The sequence below is a fragment of the Dyella lipolytica genome (assembly GCF_030160075.1).
Classification (GTDB): Bacteria; Pseudomonadota; Gammaproteobacteria; order Xanthomonadales; family Rhodanobacteraceae; genus Dyella_B; species Dyella_B lipolytica.
In genome coordinates this window covers 604,574-623,958 of record NZ_BSNQ01000003.1, presented here as the reverse complement: position 1 = coordinate 623,958, position 19,385 = coordinate 604,574, and the positions used below count along the sequence as shown (strand labels likewise).

The 19,385-nt window shown below is 57.5% G+C and carries 6 protein-coding genes; 3 read left to right on the top strand and 3 right to left on the bottom strand.

Annotation, left to right across the window (positions count from 1 at the left end; translation table 11 throughout):
• Window positions 1–3 precede the first annotated feature (3 nt).
• Entirely contained in the window at window positions 4–3,855 is a 3,852-nt protein-coding gene (locus tag QQL64_RS04415; RefSeq protein WP_284396269.1) for a hypothetical protein, read from the top strand.
• The gene (locus QQL64_RS04410; protein WP_284396265.1) at window positions 3,855–4,358 is read left to right on the top strand and encodes a hypothetical protein; all 504 of its coding nucleotides are present in this window, start codon (window positions 3,855–3,857) and stop codon (window positions 4,356–4,358) included. The genes QQL64_RS04415 and QQL64_RS04410 overlap by 1 nt, the downstream gene beginning before the upstream one ends.
• A 49-nt stretch (window positions 4,359–4,407) precedes the next feature.
• Here the strand turns inward: QQL64_RS04410 and QQL64_RS04405 are convergent, their stop codons facing one another.
• Window positions 4,408–5,730 carry a sigma-54 dependent transcriptional regulator gene (locus QQL64_RS04405; protein WP_284396263.1) on the bottom strand — a complete coding sequence of 441 codons (1,323 nt, stop codon included), beginning with the start codon at window positions 5,728–5,730 and terminating at the stop codon, window positions 4,408–4,410.
• A 558-nt stretch (window positions 5,731–6,288) separates the two neighbouring features.
• Between QQL64_RS04405 and QQL64_RS04400 the strand changes: the two genes are divergently transcribed.
• Window positions 6,289–7,086, top strand: a complete 798-nt coding sequence (locus QQL64_RS04400; RefSeq protein ID WP_284396260.1) for an ABC transporter substrate-binding protein — start codon at window positions 6,289–6,291, stop codon at window positions 7,084–7,086.
• A 57-nt stretch (window positions 7,087–7,143) separates the two neighbouring features.
• Here QQL64_RS04400 and QQL64_RS04395 read toward each other — a convergent pair whose 3' ends face one another.
• Together QQL64_RS04395 and QQL64_RS04390 are read right to left on the bottom strand one after the other, a co-directional pair.
• Window positions 7,144–8,616 carry a ShlB/FhaC/HecB family hemolysin secretion/activation protein gene (locus QQL64_RS04395; RefSeq protein WP_284396257.1) on the bottom strand — a complete coding sequence of 491 codons (1,473 nt, stop codon included), beginning with the start codon at window positions 8,614–8,616 and terminating at the stop codon, window positions 7,144–7,146.
• A gap of 295 nt (window positions 8,617–8,911) precedes the next feature.
• Complete coding sequence (locus QQL64_RS04390; RefSeq protein WP_284396254.1) at window positions 8,912–18,973, bottom strand: YDG domain-containing protein; 10,062 nt, start codon at window positions 18,971–18,973, stop codon at window positions 8,912–8,914.
• Between the last annotated feature and the right edge of the window lie 412 nt (window positions 18,974–19,385).

Sequence of the window (19,385 nt, the reverse complement as noted above, 5' to 3'; positions counted from 1 at the left end):
CCGATGGGATCGCACTCCGCGTCGGAGAATCCTCAAAAGACCACGGCGGTCAAGCAACCCGGTAAGGCCTCCGCGTCTGCTGCGAGGCGTGCGCATCCACAAGAATTGCTGGAAGACATCGACTCGGCTTTTAGCTCCACGACACCTTCATTCTTCTCGAACGTGCCGACTCTGGCACCCAACGAAAATAACTCTCCATCCCAGCCTTTACCCAGTACACCACCGTTTGCGACACCGCCCCCCTCGCCGAATTTGGGAGCGAACCGCCTCGTAGCAACCTTCGGTCCGCGCGCACTCCATGTCGATGTAATGCTCGGGTCGGCTCATACCGCAAAAGCGGTTGGCGTAACACGAAACGGTCGTGTGCATATACGAGCCAACGCGCTGAGCGCCACAAATTTTCAAGACCTTTTTTTGCTAGGTCATGAGATCGCGCACGCTATTCAGCACCAACGCGGTGTAACACTGCCATGGCGAACGCTTGACTCTGATGACCGAGCCGCCCTCGAGGCCGAGGCCGACGATGCCGGCATGGCGTTCGCTCGAGGCAAACCCTTTGAAGTGAAAGAGCAGGCACCGCTTGGCGCCGCACTATTTCGTAATCCGCAGAAGATCCTGAGAATGACGTTGCTGCGCGAGCGCGGAGTGATGATCCTGGATCTTCAGGATGGAACGAAAGAAAGCCTCAAGCTTTACTACAACGGCAAACCGGACGTTGGCGACTATCAATTCGATGTAGCCAAAAGCAATTTTGTAGGCACCGATGCCAACGCGACTCCTAATGCCGCTGGTTTGCTATTGGAGTTCTGGAGACCGCTGGATGCCGACTTCGATGCGTCGGGCATCATTCCAATCAAGGTCGTATCTAGTTCCAGCGTCAATACACATCGCATCCAAGCCAGACCAGAGCTGTCCGAAGCGCTGCCCGGCACGAAGATCACCTATGCAGTGGAAAAAGGTGCCGAGCTAGGCGCCAAATATCAATACAAATGGTGGTGTGAGAACGACCCATCCGAAGCACAGCGCCTAGGTAAACCACTCTTTGTCTACGGTCCGAATGATCCAACGTGGGATACGGTGTGGGGATTCCCTGGACGCCACACGGTCGTGTGCGAACTCACCGACCTAAACACTCAAACCACTGAGAAACTGGAGTTCTATCAAAAAGTAAGAAGCGAGACGGAGATCGTAGATGAGGCATTCGATAAAACCAAAGCACCTAATTACGATCGTTTTCGCGCTGGCCTAGAGCTGAAGAACCTCGAATTGATGCAAGGCGCAGCGCAAGATCAAAGCGGCGATGGAAAAATACCTTTTGTCACATGCACTGGTCAGAATCCCGCCGTACCGGGCAGACCGCCCGATTACGCCAATAACACCTACACCATAACGCCAAGCCCGAGTGCGAAGAAATTCCGTTGGTATGTCGTGCCGGAATACTGGGATCTATTGCCCACGCAGTCCTACCTTGGCTTCAACAAAGTAAACGTTAGGGGGGTCGCGGCGTACGACCTTGCGAAGGATGGGAAGAGCGCGGATTTCGTTATTGCCGATGCTCGGGTTTGGACCGTCTATTGCGATGAACTGGATGGCAGCGGGCAGTTACTTGGAACCACCGCAAGCTATCGCCAAGTCATTCTTAGCCAAGCCAAAGCGGGCGAACTCGCCAAATGGCGAGACTACATGAAGAAAACCGACGCCGCGATGGCAAAGATTGCGGACGGCAAAGAAGTCGGTATACGAGCCGCGTATGTAAACCGCGAGACAGGGCAAACCATGCCACTGCAGCTCTACGTTGGGCCCAGCGCGGAGGATCCAAAAAAAGTCGTGCTGCTCGATCTTCTTCCTGGCGTAGATAAGGTCGAATACGGCGGCGACAGCATCGACGCGGCGCTTGCCGACTTTGACACGAACAATGCATATCCCAAGGGAACCATAAAACTTCAGGTTTTGGCCAACCCGTCAGGCATTCCAACGCGCTCGAAGTCTATCGAGACAAAGGGCGAATCCGATTGGGCGCTATGGTCGAGTCGTGTTGGCTGGGCATCCCTTGGTCTTACGGTAGCAGGAGTCGTAGCCGCCGCCGTACCCGGCGGTCAACCGGTTGCCGCAGTACTGTTTATTGCCGCAGGTGCAACAGGAGTAACAGCTGGAGGGCTAAGCCTCTACGATCGCTTACAAAAAGCTCAGAAGAGTCCGGTGGGTATCGCGCTCGACATAGCGGGTATTGCCGGCAGCATGATCGGCGCAAGCAGCGCCATTCGCATGCTGCGTGCTGGTTCACAAGCCGTAGCACTCACTAGCGCGACAGGAAGGTTCCTACTCTATTCGGGCTTTGTGACCAACGCGGTTTCAGGCTTGCTAATCAGCGTCGAAGGCGTCGACCAAATAATCAAGATTCTCGATTCGCCGATGTCACGAGGCGAAAAACTCAGCGCCTTGGTCCGCGTATTAGGCACGTTGGTCCTACAAGGGATTTTGTTCGCCTTGTCTGTGCGTGAAGTGTCGCAAATGCGAACACGCGTCGGCAGCCTTATAAACAACGCGGAGCTGAGCAAGCAACTTCCGGCTGAAGTGTTGCAAAGCCTCAATCTTTTGGATGACAACGCGCTCAGGGCATTAGCCGGAGCAACAACCGTTGAACAAATTACACAGGTGGCGAAGATTGCACGCCTTGATCCTCGACTCGCCAACCGCCTCGCCTTACTCCAGGGACGTTCCCTTGCCGAACACGAAATAACACTCGCAGGTGGAGTGATCTCGCTTGACGGCCAGATCAAGATCGACGCTCGCAAACTCGCCTCCATGACAGACGAAGAAGTTAAAAAGCTTATGCAGGCAACGAAAGCGCTGAAGACTGCAGCTGGCGACCTCAAGAGCCTCAATACCGCCGACAAACAATTAGTCGACGAACTATCCAAATCAGCAGGGCAACGATTGCGATTTGAAGCACAGCTCAAAAAGGTCGATCAATTCCTCAACGACATCGGCGCAAAGACCGACGCTCGCGGGGCAAAGTTGCTAGGCGATATCAGCGACGCCGAACGCAGGCGTCTTTATGACCTTGTCAACGCCAACCGTCCGGGAACGGGCAACCTGGAAAAGCAAGCCAGCGACTATGCGCTAGCTCATGCAACTTCGGCTAACGAATACGTAGAGCTCTTTGAGGCTTACGCAGCCAAGTTCAAGGACGTATTGGAAAGCCGCAGCGCCGCATATGAAACCTCGGTTTCTACCGAGGTTCAAAAGCGCATTGCGGCCAACCCTGCTATGACAAGCGCCGAAAAGGCGAAACTGCCAGGGATCGTACAAAAGCAAATGTCCAAGGCTGCTCTTGGTGAGGAAATCGATGGCTTTGGCCCACGTTTCAAAAAAGCCATGGCTGCCAAGGTCGAAAACGAACTTGGGCAACCTGGAGACCCAACCCGGGCTGGATCAGGCGCAACGCAAACTCAAGCGACGCTGGATGCCAACAAGCTCGCATTACGCGGACGCATTGGCGCAGCAACGATAGATAGTGGCCTAAGCGATGTAGACGCCATGGCAAAGGTCAAGGCGTTACCTGAAGTGAAATTCGGCAGTGAAACCGCAGCTAGCTATCATGTCGAAAAACACGTTGGCGAGCTGCCTCCCAGTGAGCTATCCGGCAACAGGGTTTCTGACTTCCTGAAGAGCGCCAATAAGACTATTCAATCGGGAACTGCTAGCGTTAAGGTAAACCAGGATGGCTCGCGCAACATCATCTACACTCGACAAATGACGGATGCCGGAAAGAGCTACACGATGACTGCCATGGTGAACGTTTCGTGGGACGGCAAAGTCTCGCTCGCAACTTATATGACAGTTTCCAAATAATGAATACGCCAATTCACCCATCAGCACTGAGTCAAGCGCGCATCCGCTTGCTAAATATTGATGCGCGCCCAGCTGGTACAACAAGCTTTCGATCGGTCGCCGACTTTATGAGTTCCCTGTATGAAATGGGTTTGGTCTATGCGGACGACCATGGATTTCGGGCCACTCCAGAGTTATCGAGCTTCGTCGATGAAACGTCGCCCACTCTGATCAAGGACTGCGTAGCCCTATTCAGCTACCCCGGTTATTTGCTTCAGGCCTATCAGAAGTCTTGGGAATATGACGAATGGGAACAACTTTGCAGACAGCGTTCCGGACTCCAATACTTTTTTGACCTTTATCGGGCCAGCGACTTCGGACCATTCGTCCAAGAAATCGACACACGTGAACTCGATGAGCAAATGCATGAGTGGGGCTCACGTGAAGGCTTTTTGCCCGAAGAAAAGATCGATCCCCGACTTCCTCAATCGCATTGGTGGTGGAGATTACCTGATCAAGGTTAGTCTCACGCGATAAAGTCGCGTCGTGCTTTTGCTACACATAATCACGAGACTACTTTCGATCGTCACGAAACTGCTCCGCGACGATGGCATGCTTGCGCATTAACGCGAAGAATGCGCGACGGTTCTTTTGTGCGTCCGATGCTGCACGCGTAATATTACCGGCGTTCAAGGAAAGCACGCGCTCGATGTAACTGCGCTCGAAAGCTTCGACCGTCCGCGCCTTGGCAGCGCGAAAGGATTCTGCACCCGTTTCAATTGCCTCTTCGACGGGCAACTGCACGTCCTCGGCACCAATAAACGAGCTCTGACAGAAAAGCACCGCCCGCTCGATGACGTTGTGCAGTTCACGCACGTTGCCGGGCCAATCGTATCCCACGAGCTTGCGCAGCGCTTGCGCCGTGAGGCTGATGGCGGAACGGTGGCGTTGTTGGCAGCACTGCTCCGTAAAATGTCTCGCCAGCTCGGGAATATCGTCGCGGCGCGCGCGGAGAGAAGGCAGAGTCACATTCAGCACATTGAGCCGAAAGTACAGGTCGCGCCGAAACGAATTGTGTTCCACCAGTCCTGCCAGATCGTGATTGCTGGCAGCGATCATGCGCACATCGGCATGGCAGACATTGCCGCCAACGGGCCGATATTCCTTTTCCTGCAAGAACCGCAACAACTTGGTCTGAGCACTCAAAGGCAGCGAATCGATTTCATCGAGAAACAGCGTGCCACCTTCTGCTTCACGGACCAGGCCGCTGCGTGCCGCGTGCGCCGACGTATAGGCGCCGCGCACGCAGCCGAACAATTCGCTTTCCATCAACTCCGTGGGAATCGCCCCACAATTAATCCCCACCAGCGGGCGCGAAGCGCGTGGCGACAGGTAATGGATCGTGCGAGCGAACACTTCCTTGCCGGTACCGGTTTCACCGAGGATCAGTACGCTTGCATCGCAACCGGCGATGATCGGTAGCGCCGACAGCTGCTTGACGAAACAGGCGCTCGACCCGATCAGGTTATGAGCACGGGCTATCTTTATCGCCGACGAATCGTCCAGCCGTGGGTGCGATATCAAGCCGGCCGCGCGCTGCATGCGCATGCACAGTTCATGATTGGAGTAAGGCCACGATACGAAATCGAAGGCTCCGGCATCTAGCAAAGAAGCTATCTGTTCGGGCTCAAGGTTGGCGCAGATGACAATAATGCTGCACGCCGGCGACACCGCGCGCAGGCGGACGATTTCCTCTGTGGCTAACTCCAGTGTTTCGACCTCGACCGGAATCACCAATAGGTTGCAACCAACCTGCTCGGCCGCCTTTGGCTGCCAAAGCACGTTCAGCCCCAATGATGCTTGTGCTTGTAACGCATCGTAAGCGCCGCGCGCCAACGACTCCGAACTACCTACGGTACTAACGCCGCAACTCAGCATGTCCATGGATAAGACCCTCACGGCCACCCGACGAGCGCCGCTTCGACTGATCCCGCTGCACGGATCGACTCCGTGATATCGGCACTACCACACTACGTTTGTTGAATTCGGAATACCCTGTCGAAAACAACGTGCAGAGCGCCACCTCAACATCCCGTTGTTGTCTGGTATTTACTTCGAAAACACGACGGCTTCATCAGCTGTCGGACGCGAACCGCACCCCCGATGCGCGCCAAGCCGTCGAACTATACGCCACGATCGATACTTGCGTGTATGCCTTTTTTCTACAAACCAAAAGCTTGTCTAGGCCATCATTTCGCGAAAATTCACATGACTTATACGCGACCTTTCTGCCACGGCGGCAGTGATATGAGCTTGCAGGTGAAGCTCGATAAGTTGAAGATCGCTTCGTAAGTTGACAACTCGTCGCCAACAAAGGGGATGGATATGCGCTTGCTTCGGATAGTGGCCTGTCTGGCAACTTTTGTTCTGGTTGGTGCATGGATTCACGCACCCATGATTTCTTCTACTTCGGCGGCCTCGGCCCGCGCTGCCCACGTTGCCCACAGCAGTCCTCGGCCATCGAGCAATACCCTTGCGAACATCCAGAAAAATGGCGTCTTGCGGGTCGGCGTCGCCACCAATGCACCCTGGGTACTGCACGATAAAAGCGGTCAATGGCTCGGCCTGGATGTCGATCTGGTGCAACAGTTCGCGCAAGACATGCGCTGGAAGATCGAGCTAGTGCCCACAACCTGGACTACGGGCATAGAGGACCTGCACGCGGGTCGCTTCGACTTGCTGGCTGCGGGCCTTAGCGTGACACCGCAACGCGCCCTGCTGGTGAAATACAGCCAGCCTTACGGCAGCTTTGCGCTGGGCTTGGTGGTGAATCGCAAGTCGCTGGGCAAAGATGATCTGCTGGCATTGGAAACCGGCAGCGGCAAGCACCGTGTCGGTGTGCTTTCGGGCACGGTGACCGCTGCATCGGCCAAGGAATACCTAGGCAATAGCGATCTGGTGGAAATCAATGATGAAAGCAAGGCGATCCAGGATTTGCGTAGCGGCACGTTGGACGGGCTGATCGCCGAGCAGCCGTTGCCGGATGCCCTCGCCCACTCCTACCAGGATCAGCTGCGCACGCTCGATGTTAGCAATTACGGCAAAACAGCGCATGCCTTTGCCGTGCGTCGCAACGACCAGGATCTGCTCGACGTGCTCAACGCCTGGCTGGTCTATGAAGATGCGGCCGGCTGGATCCAGTCGCGCGAGCAGTTCTGGATTCACAGCGCTGCGTGGGTCGAACTGATGTAACCAACGTGTCGTCCCTGCATTCGCCGGGACGACCGCTGCTCGCATGAGGCGCTTCGATCAGTAAAAGCCCTTCTGCACCTGAAACCAGAAATGCGTCGACGTGCTGCCGTTATTGCCGAGCAGCAGCGGCCGATTACCGATGGGTTTGGCCACGCTTGCGCTAAGAACCCAGTTATCCGAGGCCACCCAATGCAAGCCGAGGCCGATGCTATTTAACCGCGCATAGTTGGGCCCGAGCAAAAACGGCGTTTTATAAGCCACCACGTGGCCACTATCGAGAAATATCGAAGCCTGCCACGGGCCTGGCATGGGCGCGACAGTGAAGTCGTGACGGTATTCGATATTGACCAAGTCGCCTCGTGCACCGGATATCGCACCGACGTCATAGCCTCTCACGGTACTGGGTCCGCCCAGATAAAACTGTTCGGATGTATCCAGATTTTTGTTCGACCATTGTCCTGAGAAACCGACGTATAAGGCGTCGGTCCGGCCGAATTGTTGCAGGCGCGAGAGGGACAGATTGAACTTGGTGTAGCTGCCTGCGGTACGCGCCCCCAGAAAATCGGCGAATTCGGCGAACAGGTTGTTGAAATAGAGACGGCCGTACGTGCCGCTGACATTGAAGTTGGTGACACCCGTGATGTCACGCTGGTCACCGGCCAGCGTCGCCGTCCAGGAATTCGTATGCCGGTTGGTCTCGACATTGGCGATGTCGATATCGTCGTGCAGGCGCTTGTGATCAAACTCAACCTGGCCGTACAAGTTGCCGGCAGTGTTTCGGATGAACGGCTGCGAGAGATTGATGCTCGCCACTTGCGCCGTGCCGTGTGCATGCAGGCTCTGGAGACCGTTGCCGAGGTGGTAGTCCAGGTCGGTCACCGCCGCACCCAGTACCGTACCCTCGCCGTTCAACAAATATTTGTAACCAATGCGTCCGTAGTTCATACCGGAACCGGACGTCACACCGCTGAAATCCAGCACATCGCCTTGGTGGAACAAACCATTGACAGCGAAGGTGCCGCTGAGCCGCACGCGATCGGTATAGCGGTTACCAAAATCGTCCAGCCCGAGTGTGCCGGTGTAGCGCGGTGCGGGAGTAACGTCGACCAGTAGATCGGAACTGCCAATCTCGGTACCAGGCCGCATCACCGAATTCACCGTTGCTCCGGGAACGTCAGACAGCAGCAACAGACTCCGCTCCAAGCGGAAATCGGTTACGGGCTGGCCCGATTGCAGGGGCGAGAGTGTCGCGTTCAGCACGTGGTCGGCCACCGCGCTTTGATTCTGCAAGGTGACGTGGCCGTAATGGGCCTCCACCACGGCAATCCGCACCACGCCGTTTTGCAGGGTCTGGGCCGGTACGTAAGCGGTCGCCAGCGGATAGCCATGCGCGTGATAGGTATCGGTGATGCGATCGGCAAGCTCGTCGAGATCGTTCAACGTGAGATTCTTGCCTTCTTCCGGTGCGACCAGCGTATGCAGTGTCGACGTCGGCAGTGCGGTATTACCGGTGACTTGAATCTCGCGCACCGGAAACGACTCGTTGCTTATGGCGCGGTTGTGGCTGGGTCGCCCGATCCTCAGTCCGCGGTCATGTTGGGGAGTGATCGTATTCGGCGGTTGCGTTTCCTGCAGAATTTGACCGCTATTTGGAACCTGCACATTTTGCGTTTGAGCACAAACCGACGTGGAGCCCAACACAAGGGACAGCGCAAGACAAAGCAAACTGAGTTGTGGAACCGCGTGGTTTTTTGAAATCATGAGTGGCTGCCGGAACGATTAGTTGACGGTAGGCGCTCAGATGCGCGCCACGTAGTTGTTTTACTCACGGAGAAGCATCCGTGGGCAGTCGCACACCTCCGCTGATAACGCTGATGGGAAGTCCGGAATGGAAGTCGGCACGGATCACGTTGCGCTCGATCGGGCGATGCCGCTTCTTCTGGTTGCCGGTAAAGACGCCGACTGCGCCCATATCGGCGATGCCGTAGGGCGTTGCGATGACCTGCGGAAACAGCGCGCCCTGGATGCCAGCGATCCAACTGTTCTGCACACCCGTGCCAAGTGAACCGATATCCGTGATATCGGCGTAGGCGATGGTGGTCGGGTCGGCGACAACATAGTCACCCGCGTCCGGGCCGGTGGTACTGATACCGGACACCGTGACGGGCTTGTCGTTGCCACCATAGGGGTTGTTAAACAAGGCCGAGCTATCCGTGAAGCTCACGGGGAAGCCAGGTAGCGCACCCGTGCTGCTTAACGTGACAGCATCCGTATCGGTATCGTTGAACTTGCGATTGCTCCCATCGGCAATGACCGAGATGGGTAGCGGAGTGATATTGGCTGTCGTCGTCGTCGACGTGTTGAAGATGTAATTGCCAATATCCGCGCCGCTACCGGTAATGCCCGATATCGTCACTGGCTTGCCGTTGCCAGCACTCGGATCGTTGAACAGCGCCGACGCATCGGCGAAGCTCAGCTGATCGCCTGGAACAATACCGATCCCGTACAGCGACACGGTATCAAGGGTATTGCCGTCGAATACCTTGTTCGTGCCGTTAGCGTCGATGACGATCGACAGCGGCGTGATATTGGCAGTAGTGGTCGCGGTGTTATTGAGCAGCATGTAGTTGCCCGCATCCGCACCGCTACCAGTAATACCATCCACGGTGACAGTCTTGCCATTGCCGACATTCTTGTCAGAGAAATTGGCGGAGGCGCTGTTGAAACTCACCTGATCGCCGGCGAGTACGCCCGTGCTGCTCAAGCCCACCGTGTCCAGCGTATTGCCGTTGTAAATCTTGTTGATGCCGGTAGCGTCGATGGTGATACCCAGCGGGGTGATGTTGGCCGTCGTGGTCGTTGAGGTATTAAAGGTGTAGTTGCCAATATCCGCGCCACTGCCTGTGATGCCCGAGATAGTGACCGGCTTGCCGTTGCCCGCGTTCTTGTTGTCGAACAGGGCCGAGGCATCCGCAAAGTTCAGCTGGTCGCCCGCAATGGCACCGGTCGCAAACAACGAAACAGTATCGATGGCGTTGCCGTCGTAGACCTTGTTGATGCCGTTGGCCCCGATGGTGATCGCCAGCGGCGTGATGTCGGCGGTGGTCATCGCGGTGTTGTTGAGCAGCATGTAGTTGCCCGCATCCGTACCGCTCGAGCTGATGCCATCCACGGTGACGGCCTTGCCGTTGCCGACGTTTTTGTCGGAGAAATTGGCCGAGGTATTGCTGAAACTCACCTGGTCACCCGCAAGCACACCCGTGCTGCTCAAGCCGACCGTATCTAGCGTATTGCCGTCGTAAACCTTGTTGGTGCCGGTGGCGTCGACGACGATGCCCAGTGGCGTGACATTGGCGGTCAAGCCGGTGGGTTGCACCAAAATGTAGTTACCCGAATCGGTGCCGTCGATAGTCATCGCCGTAGTGATGGCTTTGTTATTGCCCACATTCTTGTCGGCGAACAGACCCGTGGTGTCATTGCCCAGCGCCACGCTATCGCCAGCGAACAGGCCGGAAAGCTGGGAGCCCGTAAGCGTATCGACTGTGGTGCCGTTGTAGACGCGATCACTAGTGGTGGTGCCGATCACCGTGAGGGTTGCGGGCGTGATAGTGACCCAGTCGTCGCCGCCGACGAAGGTGTAATTGCTGGCCAATGCCGAACCATTTCCAGTCAAACTGAAACCGCTCAATCCGCCGGCAGCGAACGATTGCTGTACGCCCACATTCTTGGTGGACAGCGTACCGGTGCCGGACAAGGTCAACGTCTGTCCGTTGATGCCAGTCAACACGCCGTTATTGCCGAAGAGACTGGCGTCGGCTGCAGTGGTGCCGTTGTAGACGCGTGTGCTGGTGAGATTGAGCACGGCCGGGTCGATCGTGGCAACGGTCGATGTGGTGGTGTTGAAGGTGTAGTTGCCAGCATCCGCACCCACTGCGCTGATGCCGTTGACGGTGATGGGAACGTTGTGGCCTGCGTTGGGCGAACTGAAGTTCGCCGACGTATCGGTGAAGCTCACAATATCGCCGCCGATCAGACCCGAACCGATCAGATTGACCGTCGCGGTCGTCGTGCCGTCATAAGTCTTGTCCTGCCCGACGGCACCAACGGTAATGGCTAGTGGCGTGATGGTCAGCGTGTCGGTGCCACCCACCAGCGTGTAGTTGCTGGCCAGCGCCGAGCCGTTGCCGGTCAGGCTGAGATCGTTGAGGCCGAACGGCGTGTACGTGCCGACATTCCTGCTCGGGCTAATACCCGTGCCACTCAAGGTCAGGGTATCGCCATTGATACCGGTTACGACCCCGTTGGTGCCGAACAGGCTGGCATTCGCATCGGTGCTGCCGTTGTAAACGCGCGTGCCAGTGAGGTTGAGAATCACCGGTGTGATGTTCGCGCTGGTGCTGGCGCTGGTGTTGAACGTGTAGTTGGCCAGATCGGTGCCGCTGCCTGTAATACCGGTGACTGAAATGGGTATGTTGTTACCGGCATTCGGCGTCCCGAAATTAATCGACGAGCCGGTGAAGGTCAGATTGTCGCCAGGAATCTCGCCACTGCTGCTCAAGGTGAGGCCCGGGTCGGCCGTGGTGCCGTTGTAAGTCTTGTTTTGGCCGGTGGCCGTGACCGTAATCGCAAGCGGTGTGATGGTCACCGTATCGGCACCTCCGACCAGCGTGTAATTGCTGGCGAGCGAACCGCCGTTGCCGTTCAAGGCGAGGCTATTCACGTTGAACGCCTCGTTCGTTGCCACGTTCTTGGACGGCGCAATGCCCGTACCGCTCAGTAACAGCGTCTGGCCGGCGACACCCGCAATCACTCCATTGGCACCAAACGCGCTGGGATTGATTGTCGTCGTGCCGTTGTAAGCCTGCGTGCCGGACAGGTTGATGATGGCTGGCGTGATATTCGCGCTCGCGTTGGCCGTGGTGTTGAACGTGTAGTTGCCCGCATCCGTACCGCTACCGGTAATGCCATCGACCGCGATCGTTATGCCGTTGCCGGCGTTTGCTGTGCTGAAGTTCGCCGACGTGTCACTGAAGTTCACGCTGTCGCCCGCCAGTACGCCGGTACTGCTCAAGCCGACCGTGGCGGTCGTGGTGCCATCGTAGGTCTTGTTGCTGCCCGTGGCTGCGATCGTGATTGCCAGCGGCGTGATATTGGCCGTCACCATCGTCGGCTGCACGATGATGTAGTTACTCGCATCCGTGCCGCTGATGGTCATGGCCGTGCTGACAGGTTTGGCATCGCCCACGTTCTTGTTGTTGAACGTGCCTGCGGTGGCGTTACCCAGCGTGATTGCGTCGGTGCCCAGCACACCGACCAAGGTGGATCCGCTCAACGCCGCGATGGTATTGCCGTCGTAAACCTTGTTCGCCGCGACCGTGCCGGCAACCGTCAAGGTGGCTGGCGTAATGGTGACCCAGTCGGTTCCACCGATCAGGGTGTAGTTGCTGGCGAGGGCGCTACCGTTGCCGGTCAAGGTAAAGTTATTGATGGCTCCGGCAGCGAACGGTTGCTGCGTGCCGACATTCTTGGTCGACAAGGCACTAGTACCGGTTCCACCCAGCGTCAGGGTTTGGCCAGCGATACCGGTCAACACGCCGTTGGTGCCGAACAGAGTAAGGGCCGCATTAGTGGTAGCGTCATACACGCGCGTGCCGGTGAGGTTGAGGATCACCGGTGTGATGTTTGCGCTGGTGCTGGCCGTGGTGTTGAAGGTGTAGTTGCCCGCACCCGTGCCGGTCGCGCTGATACCCGATACGGTAATGGGAATGCCGTTGGCGACATTGGGACTATTGAACGTGGCCGACGTGTCGGTAAACGTAAGGCTGTCGCCGGCAAGCACACCGGTACTGCTCAGACCGACAGTTGCGTTAGTCGTCGTGTCGTAGACCTTGTTCTGGCCGGTGGCCGCGACGGTGATCGCCAACGGTGTGATGTTCGCGTTCAAACCCGTGGGCTGGGTGATGGAATAGTTCGCAGCATCCGCACCGGTCAGGGTCATGCTGGTCGTTACGCCGATGGCATTCCCAACGTTCTTCGTCGCGAAGGTGCCGGTGCCGCTATTGCTTAGCGTGACCGTATCTCCGGCGAACGGCGTGGAGAGCGTAGCGCCGGTAACCTGCGCTACGGTGGTGCCGTCGTAAACTTTGTTTTGCGCAGTCGCACCGCTGATGGTCAATTGGAACGGAGTGATCGTTACCCAATCCGTGCCACCCACGAAGGTGTAGTTGCTGGCGAGTGCCGTGCCGTTGCCGGTGAGCGTAAAACCAGCCAGGCCGCCGGCAGCAAACGGCCGCTGCGAGCCCACATTCTTGGTCGACAAGGTGCCGGTACCAGTAAGCGTCAATGTTTGTCCGGCGATGCCGGTCAGCACGCCATTGGCGCCGAACAGGGTTGCGGCGGCATTGGTGGTGGAATCGTAGACGCGTGTGCTGGTGAGGTTGAGGATTCTCGGTGTGATATTCGCGGCGGTGGTGGCCGTCGTGTTAATCAAGGTGTAGTTGCCGCCATCCGTGCCGCCGGCGGTGATACCTGCCACATTGATCGTAATACCGTTGCCGACATTGCTCTGCGTGAAGTTGGCCGAGGTATTGGCGAATGACACTTTGTCGCCAGCCAGCACTCCGGTGCTGCTCAAGTTGACATTCGCCGTGGTTGTGGCGTCGTACTGCTTGTTCTGGCCAGCAGCTGTGACGGAAATCGCCAGCGGCGTGATATTCGCCGTAACCGTCGTCGGTTGCAGGATGATGTAGTTGCTCGCGTCCGTGCCGCTGATGGTCATGGCGGTTTTGACCGGCTTGGCGTTGCCTACATTCTTGTTGTTGAACGTGCCGGTTGTATTGTTACCTAACGTGATGACGTCAGTGCCAAGCACGCCCACCAACGTTGAGCCGCTCAAGCTCGCGACGGTTGTGCTGTCGTAGACCTTGTTCGCCGCAACTGTGCCCGCCACGGTCAAAGTAGCCGGCGTGATGGTAACCCAGTCCGTACCGCCTACGAGCGAGTAGTTGCCGGCCAGCGCTGCACCGTTACCAGTGAGAGTGAAGCCACTCAAGCCACCTGCAGCGAACGGTTGTTGCACGCCGACGTTTTTGGTCGACAAGGTACCTGTACCGCTCAACGTAAGCGTCTGGCCGTTGATGCCAGTCAACACGCCGTTACTGCCGAACAACGACGCGGCGGCATTGGTCGTAGCGTCGTAGACACGCGTTCCCGTCAGGTTGAGAATTACCGGTGTGATAACGCCGCCGCTACCGAACGCACTGGTCGGCAAGAGGTAGTTCGATAGGTTCGTTCCCGCATTTGCCTGGAAATCGGACGTTACCAACGTCGAGCTCACCGCGAGACCCGTGCCTGCATTGGGACTTCCATAACTGGAGCTCGCAGCCTGCGTAATGGTACCGCCCTGCCCGGCTACGAAGCCGGTGAGTGTGTAGTCCGAGGGGACAATCAAGGCCGACGTGGTACCGTCGTAAACCTTGGTCGGCGTACCGATGATCGCGGCAGTCAATGGCGCCGGTGTGATATTGGCCGTCAATCCGCTCGGTTGTGCCAATGTGTAGTTGGACGCCGATGCGCCGCCGATGGTGAAACCGCTCGCGGCTACCGCCAGGTTATTGCCCACATTCGATTGACCGAATTTTGCGGTTGCCCCCGTAGATGACAAGGTCACGCTGTCACTGCCCAATACACCATTCAACACACCGCCCGCGGTGTTGAGGCTATCCGTGGTAGTGGCGTCATACACCTTGTTGTTGGCGAGCACGCCAGAAATCGTCAGCGTCGCCGGCGTGATGTTGGCCGTCAGACCGGTAGGTTGCACCAAGGCATAGTTGGCCGCCTCGGAACCACTGATGCTAAAGGTGCCTGGTGTCACGCTCAGACCATTGCCGACGTTCGCCTGCGAGAACGTGCCGGTAGTCGCTGGCGTCAAGGTAACGTTGCCGACATCGGCGGAGACCAATCCAGACAATGCCGCGGTACTGACATTGAGCGTGTCGGCAGTCGTCGTGTTGTAGACCTTGTTGTTCGCGTAGACGTTGGTGATAAACAGCGGCGCCTGTGTGATCGTTCCCGTTCCCGATGCCGTCGTGGGTAGTATGTAATTGGTCAGAAGCGTACCGGCGTTGGCGGTGAAATCGCTCGATATCAACGCGGACGTGATGCCCTCGGTACCGGCATTCTTATTGCTGTAGTTGTTCGACCCCGATGGCGTGTAAATGGCGCCTTCTCCATTGACGAAACCGCTGAACTGGAAATTCGCCGAGGTGAGCGTGGCGCTGGTGGTACCGTTGTAGACCTTGGTCGGATTGCCGATGATCGATGCCGTCAGCGGCGCGGGCGTGATGGTGCCCGTACCGAAGGCGGTAATCGGGAACTGGTAGTTGTTGAGATTGGTGCCCGGCCCCGCGGTGAAATCGGATTGGATCATGCTTGCCGATACGGGTTGTACACCGACATTGACGGTGGCGTACTTACCGATGATCGTCTGATTGACCGTGGCGCTATCGCTGCCCCGGAAGCCCGACAGCGTGAAATCACTTGCCAGAATTGTGGCGACATTGTTGCCGTCATAGACCTTGGTAGGATTGCCGGTAATCGCGGCGTTGAAACTCACCGAGACCGGCGCCGGTGTAATGGTGCCGTAGCCGCTCATGAAAGCCGGTAACACGTAGTTGCTCAACAAGGTGCCGGAGCCCGCCGCGTAATTGGACAACGTCAGGTTGGCGCTGACTGGCTCCACACCGGCATTGGGCGATCCATACGTGCCGCTGGTTTGCGTCACCGTAATGCTTTGACCCGGCAACAAACCGCTCAGCGAATAATTGGAACTGCTCAATGTCGCTGCCGTGGTAGCGTCGTAAACCTTGGTGGGATTGTTGACGATGCCACCCACCAACACGATCGGATTGATAGCTCCCGTTCCCCTGACGCTGGCCGGGAAACTGTAGTTGGACAACAAGGTACCGGATGCCGCCGTAAAGTCGGACGCTTCTAAATTCGCCGTTATGGCGATACCGGTGCCAGCGTTAGGCGTCGCATAGGTCGATGAACTGGTCTGCGAGATGGAAGCGCTCTGGCCCGCGACAAAGCCGCTTACTATGAAGTTTGCATTGGGGATCGTGGCCGCGTTGGTACCGTCATAGGTCTTGGTTGGATTCCCCGAAAGCGTGATCGTGAGCGGCTTAGGCGTAATGTTGGCAATCAGGCCGGAAGGCTGGCTGATGGTGTAGTTGCCGGCCGCGGTGCCGCTGAGGCCGAACCCTGTCGCCGTCACAGCCAAATTATTGCCGACATTCGACTGGCCGAAGCTGGCGCTAGCGCCGGTGCTGGAAAGCGTCACGTTGTCGCCGGCGATCGCGCCGCTCAACGAAGCACCGCTGAGATTCAGCGTATCCGCGATGGTGCCGTCATAGACTTTGTTGTTGGCAATGACACCCGAGATAGTCAGCGCCAGCGGCGTGATGTTTGCACTAAGACCCGTAGGTTGCGTCAGCGCGTAATTGTTTGCATTCGTACCGGTCAGCGTGAAACCGGATGCGGTGACCGCCAGACCGTTACCGACATTCGATTGGCTGAAGGTGCCGGTCGCGGCAGTACTAACCAGCGAGACTGTCCCAGCGTCGCCAGCGATGACTCCATAGAGACTGGCCGCGCTGGTATTGAGCGTATCCGCAGTCGTTCTGTTGTAAACCTTGTTGTTGGCTATCACGCCGCTGATTAGCAACGGTGCGGGAGTGATCGTACCCAGACCGCTACCCGTTGTCGGCAGAAGGTAGTTGCTGAGATTGGTACCGGCATTGGCAGTGAAGTTGGTCGGTGAGAACGTCGCCGTGATGGTTTGCGATCCTGCATTCGCCGTAGCGTAGGCCGTGGGTGTGTGCTGGCTTACTGTTGCACCCTGCCCGGCGACGAATCCGCTCAGGCTGTAATCGGCCGAGGGCACAGCAGCACTGGTGGTGCCGTTGTAGACCTTGGTTGGGTTGTTGATGATGGTTGCGGTGAGCGGCGCAGGTGTAATGGTGCCGATGTTTGCACTGACTGTGGCGCCGGACAACGTGTAGCCGTAAACGGGAATTGTGCCGGTGGAATTAGTGAGGGTGATGCCGGAAATCGACGTCGGCCCGGTCACCAATATGCCAGTTGCTGCATTCGAACTTGCGTAAGTTCCCGTCGCCTTGGAAATCACGTTGCCATTCACCAACCCCGTTGTCGTGAGATTGGAAGCTGCAAACGTCGCAGTCGTCGTTCCATCGTAGACCTTGCTCACCGTGCCAGTGAGGCCCGTGATGGTTAACGTCGGTGCCAGTCGGTAGAGGAAACCATTGCCCGTACCGACGGGTGCCGTCTGGAACGGTGCGTTGTACTGAATGAAGTTCGGCGTGAGTCCACCGGCGGTATCCAGCGTCGGATTGCTGGAATAGATCAACCACGATGCTGCGGTGCCGGTGGACACCGCCGTTGCGCCCTGGTTGTTGACGAAGTTGGCCGACGTTGCCAACGTGACGCCGGTACCGCCTCTGATCGTAGCGCCCGCCGCAATAGTCAGGTTGGCGCCGCTCGCATTCATGGTGACGCCACCGGCACCGGTCACCGATGCGTTGACGTTGATGGCGTGATAAGCCAGCAGTGAAAGACTCGCCGCGGCATTGGTCCAGCTGATGGCGGCATTGACGTTGATATCGCCAGCACCGGCCGATTGCACACCCACACCCGAAGCACCGGTGGCCGTAGTCTGATCGACAACATTGGTGCCACCGTTGAGCGTAGTGGCAATCGTGGCTGCCGAGGGCGCGTCGATGGTCAGGTTGATCGGGTCGACCAACCACGTGCCGGCGCTACCGTGCGGTGCGCTCGCCGTGATGTGCGCATTGCTAGCCAAATTGAAATGCGCCGCCGAGGTTTCGATCGAACCACCCTTACCGCCATTCGGCGCACTCGCGTCCAGTGTGCCGCCCACATTGACGGTGCCGTTCTCCATGCCACCTAGCAAGGTGATCACACCGTTGTGGTTCTCTACTGTCTGCGCTTGCACCACGCCGCTGTTGTTCACCACGCTGGCCAGCAAAGCATCCTTCGCACCCGCGGTCATGATCACCTGGCCGCCATCGGCTACGATCAGCTGACGGTTCTCCGCCAGGTTGTTCAAGGTGCTCTGATCCACCTGCAAATGCAGCAGCTGGTTGTTGTTGAAGGTCAGCGTGACGGCGCTCCCGCCACCTAACGCCACCGTACCCAACCGCGCGCTGATCAAGCCCTGATTGGAAACGGTGTTGCCGATCAGTGCGACATAGCCGCCTTTCGTCGCCGTGATGGCGCCACGATTGATCACACTGCCCGTGCCCGATCCGCTGAATCGACGGTTGTTCGACGACAAGGTGTTGTCGTCCAGATCCAAGGTAGACGCTACCAGGCCGCCCACATTCACTTGTGCGCTTTGCCCAAACAACACACCGCTGGGATTGATCAGCCACACCTGACCGTTGGCGTCGAGGTGTCCGTAGATCTCGCTAGGTGTGCTGCTAAAGATGCGGTTGACCGCAATCGCGTTGCTGCTCGGCTGCAGGAAATCCACCGTCTGATTGGGCGCGATGTTGAAGCTCTGCCAGTTCAACGTAAGCGTCGAACTGTTCTGCCGAATCGTGGTGGTATTACCCACTTGCTGGATCTGTCCAGAACCTGACGTAATCTGCCCGCCGCTGGGACCGTTACCGGCATAAGCCATGCCAGCCGCGCATAGCGACGCCGCCAACACCGATAGCATCAAGGCTCGGTGGCCGATCATGCGCTTGCGCGACGCAACGATCGGCGCACTACGATTTGCCAACTCAGACGTGGGAACCCACTGCCCGTTGGCACGGCTCCAGCAAAGACGGTAGATATGATTCATGACTCAAAGCACCGGTGCATGGATGAGTCCGAAGCACGCGTGTTGTCAAACGGCGCGCGTAGCCGCGGTCCGATAAGCAATGTGCAGGTGTCAGAGACGCAGGCGATCCGTGCAGATCGCATATGAGCAACGCGGCACTTGCCGCGAGATGGCTATCGATAGGCATAAAAACGAGAAAGCCGGCAGCTTGCTGCTGCCAGCGCGCATCCTTGCGTGCATACCATGTGGGAACTCCCCCAGTTGCTTCCATTGGGCATCCTCACAGCGAAGGTGCGCAGCACGGACAAAAGTCAGCGCGGCGCGTTCGCTTTCGTGAACCATGCCCCCAACATGGCCTTCACAAAACTGAACAACACACGAAACTCGACGTATTCACAACGAATAACGCGCCGAGATTGTAGATCGAAGCGTT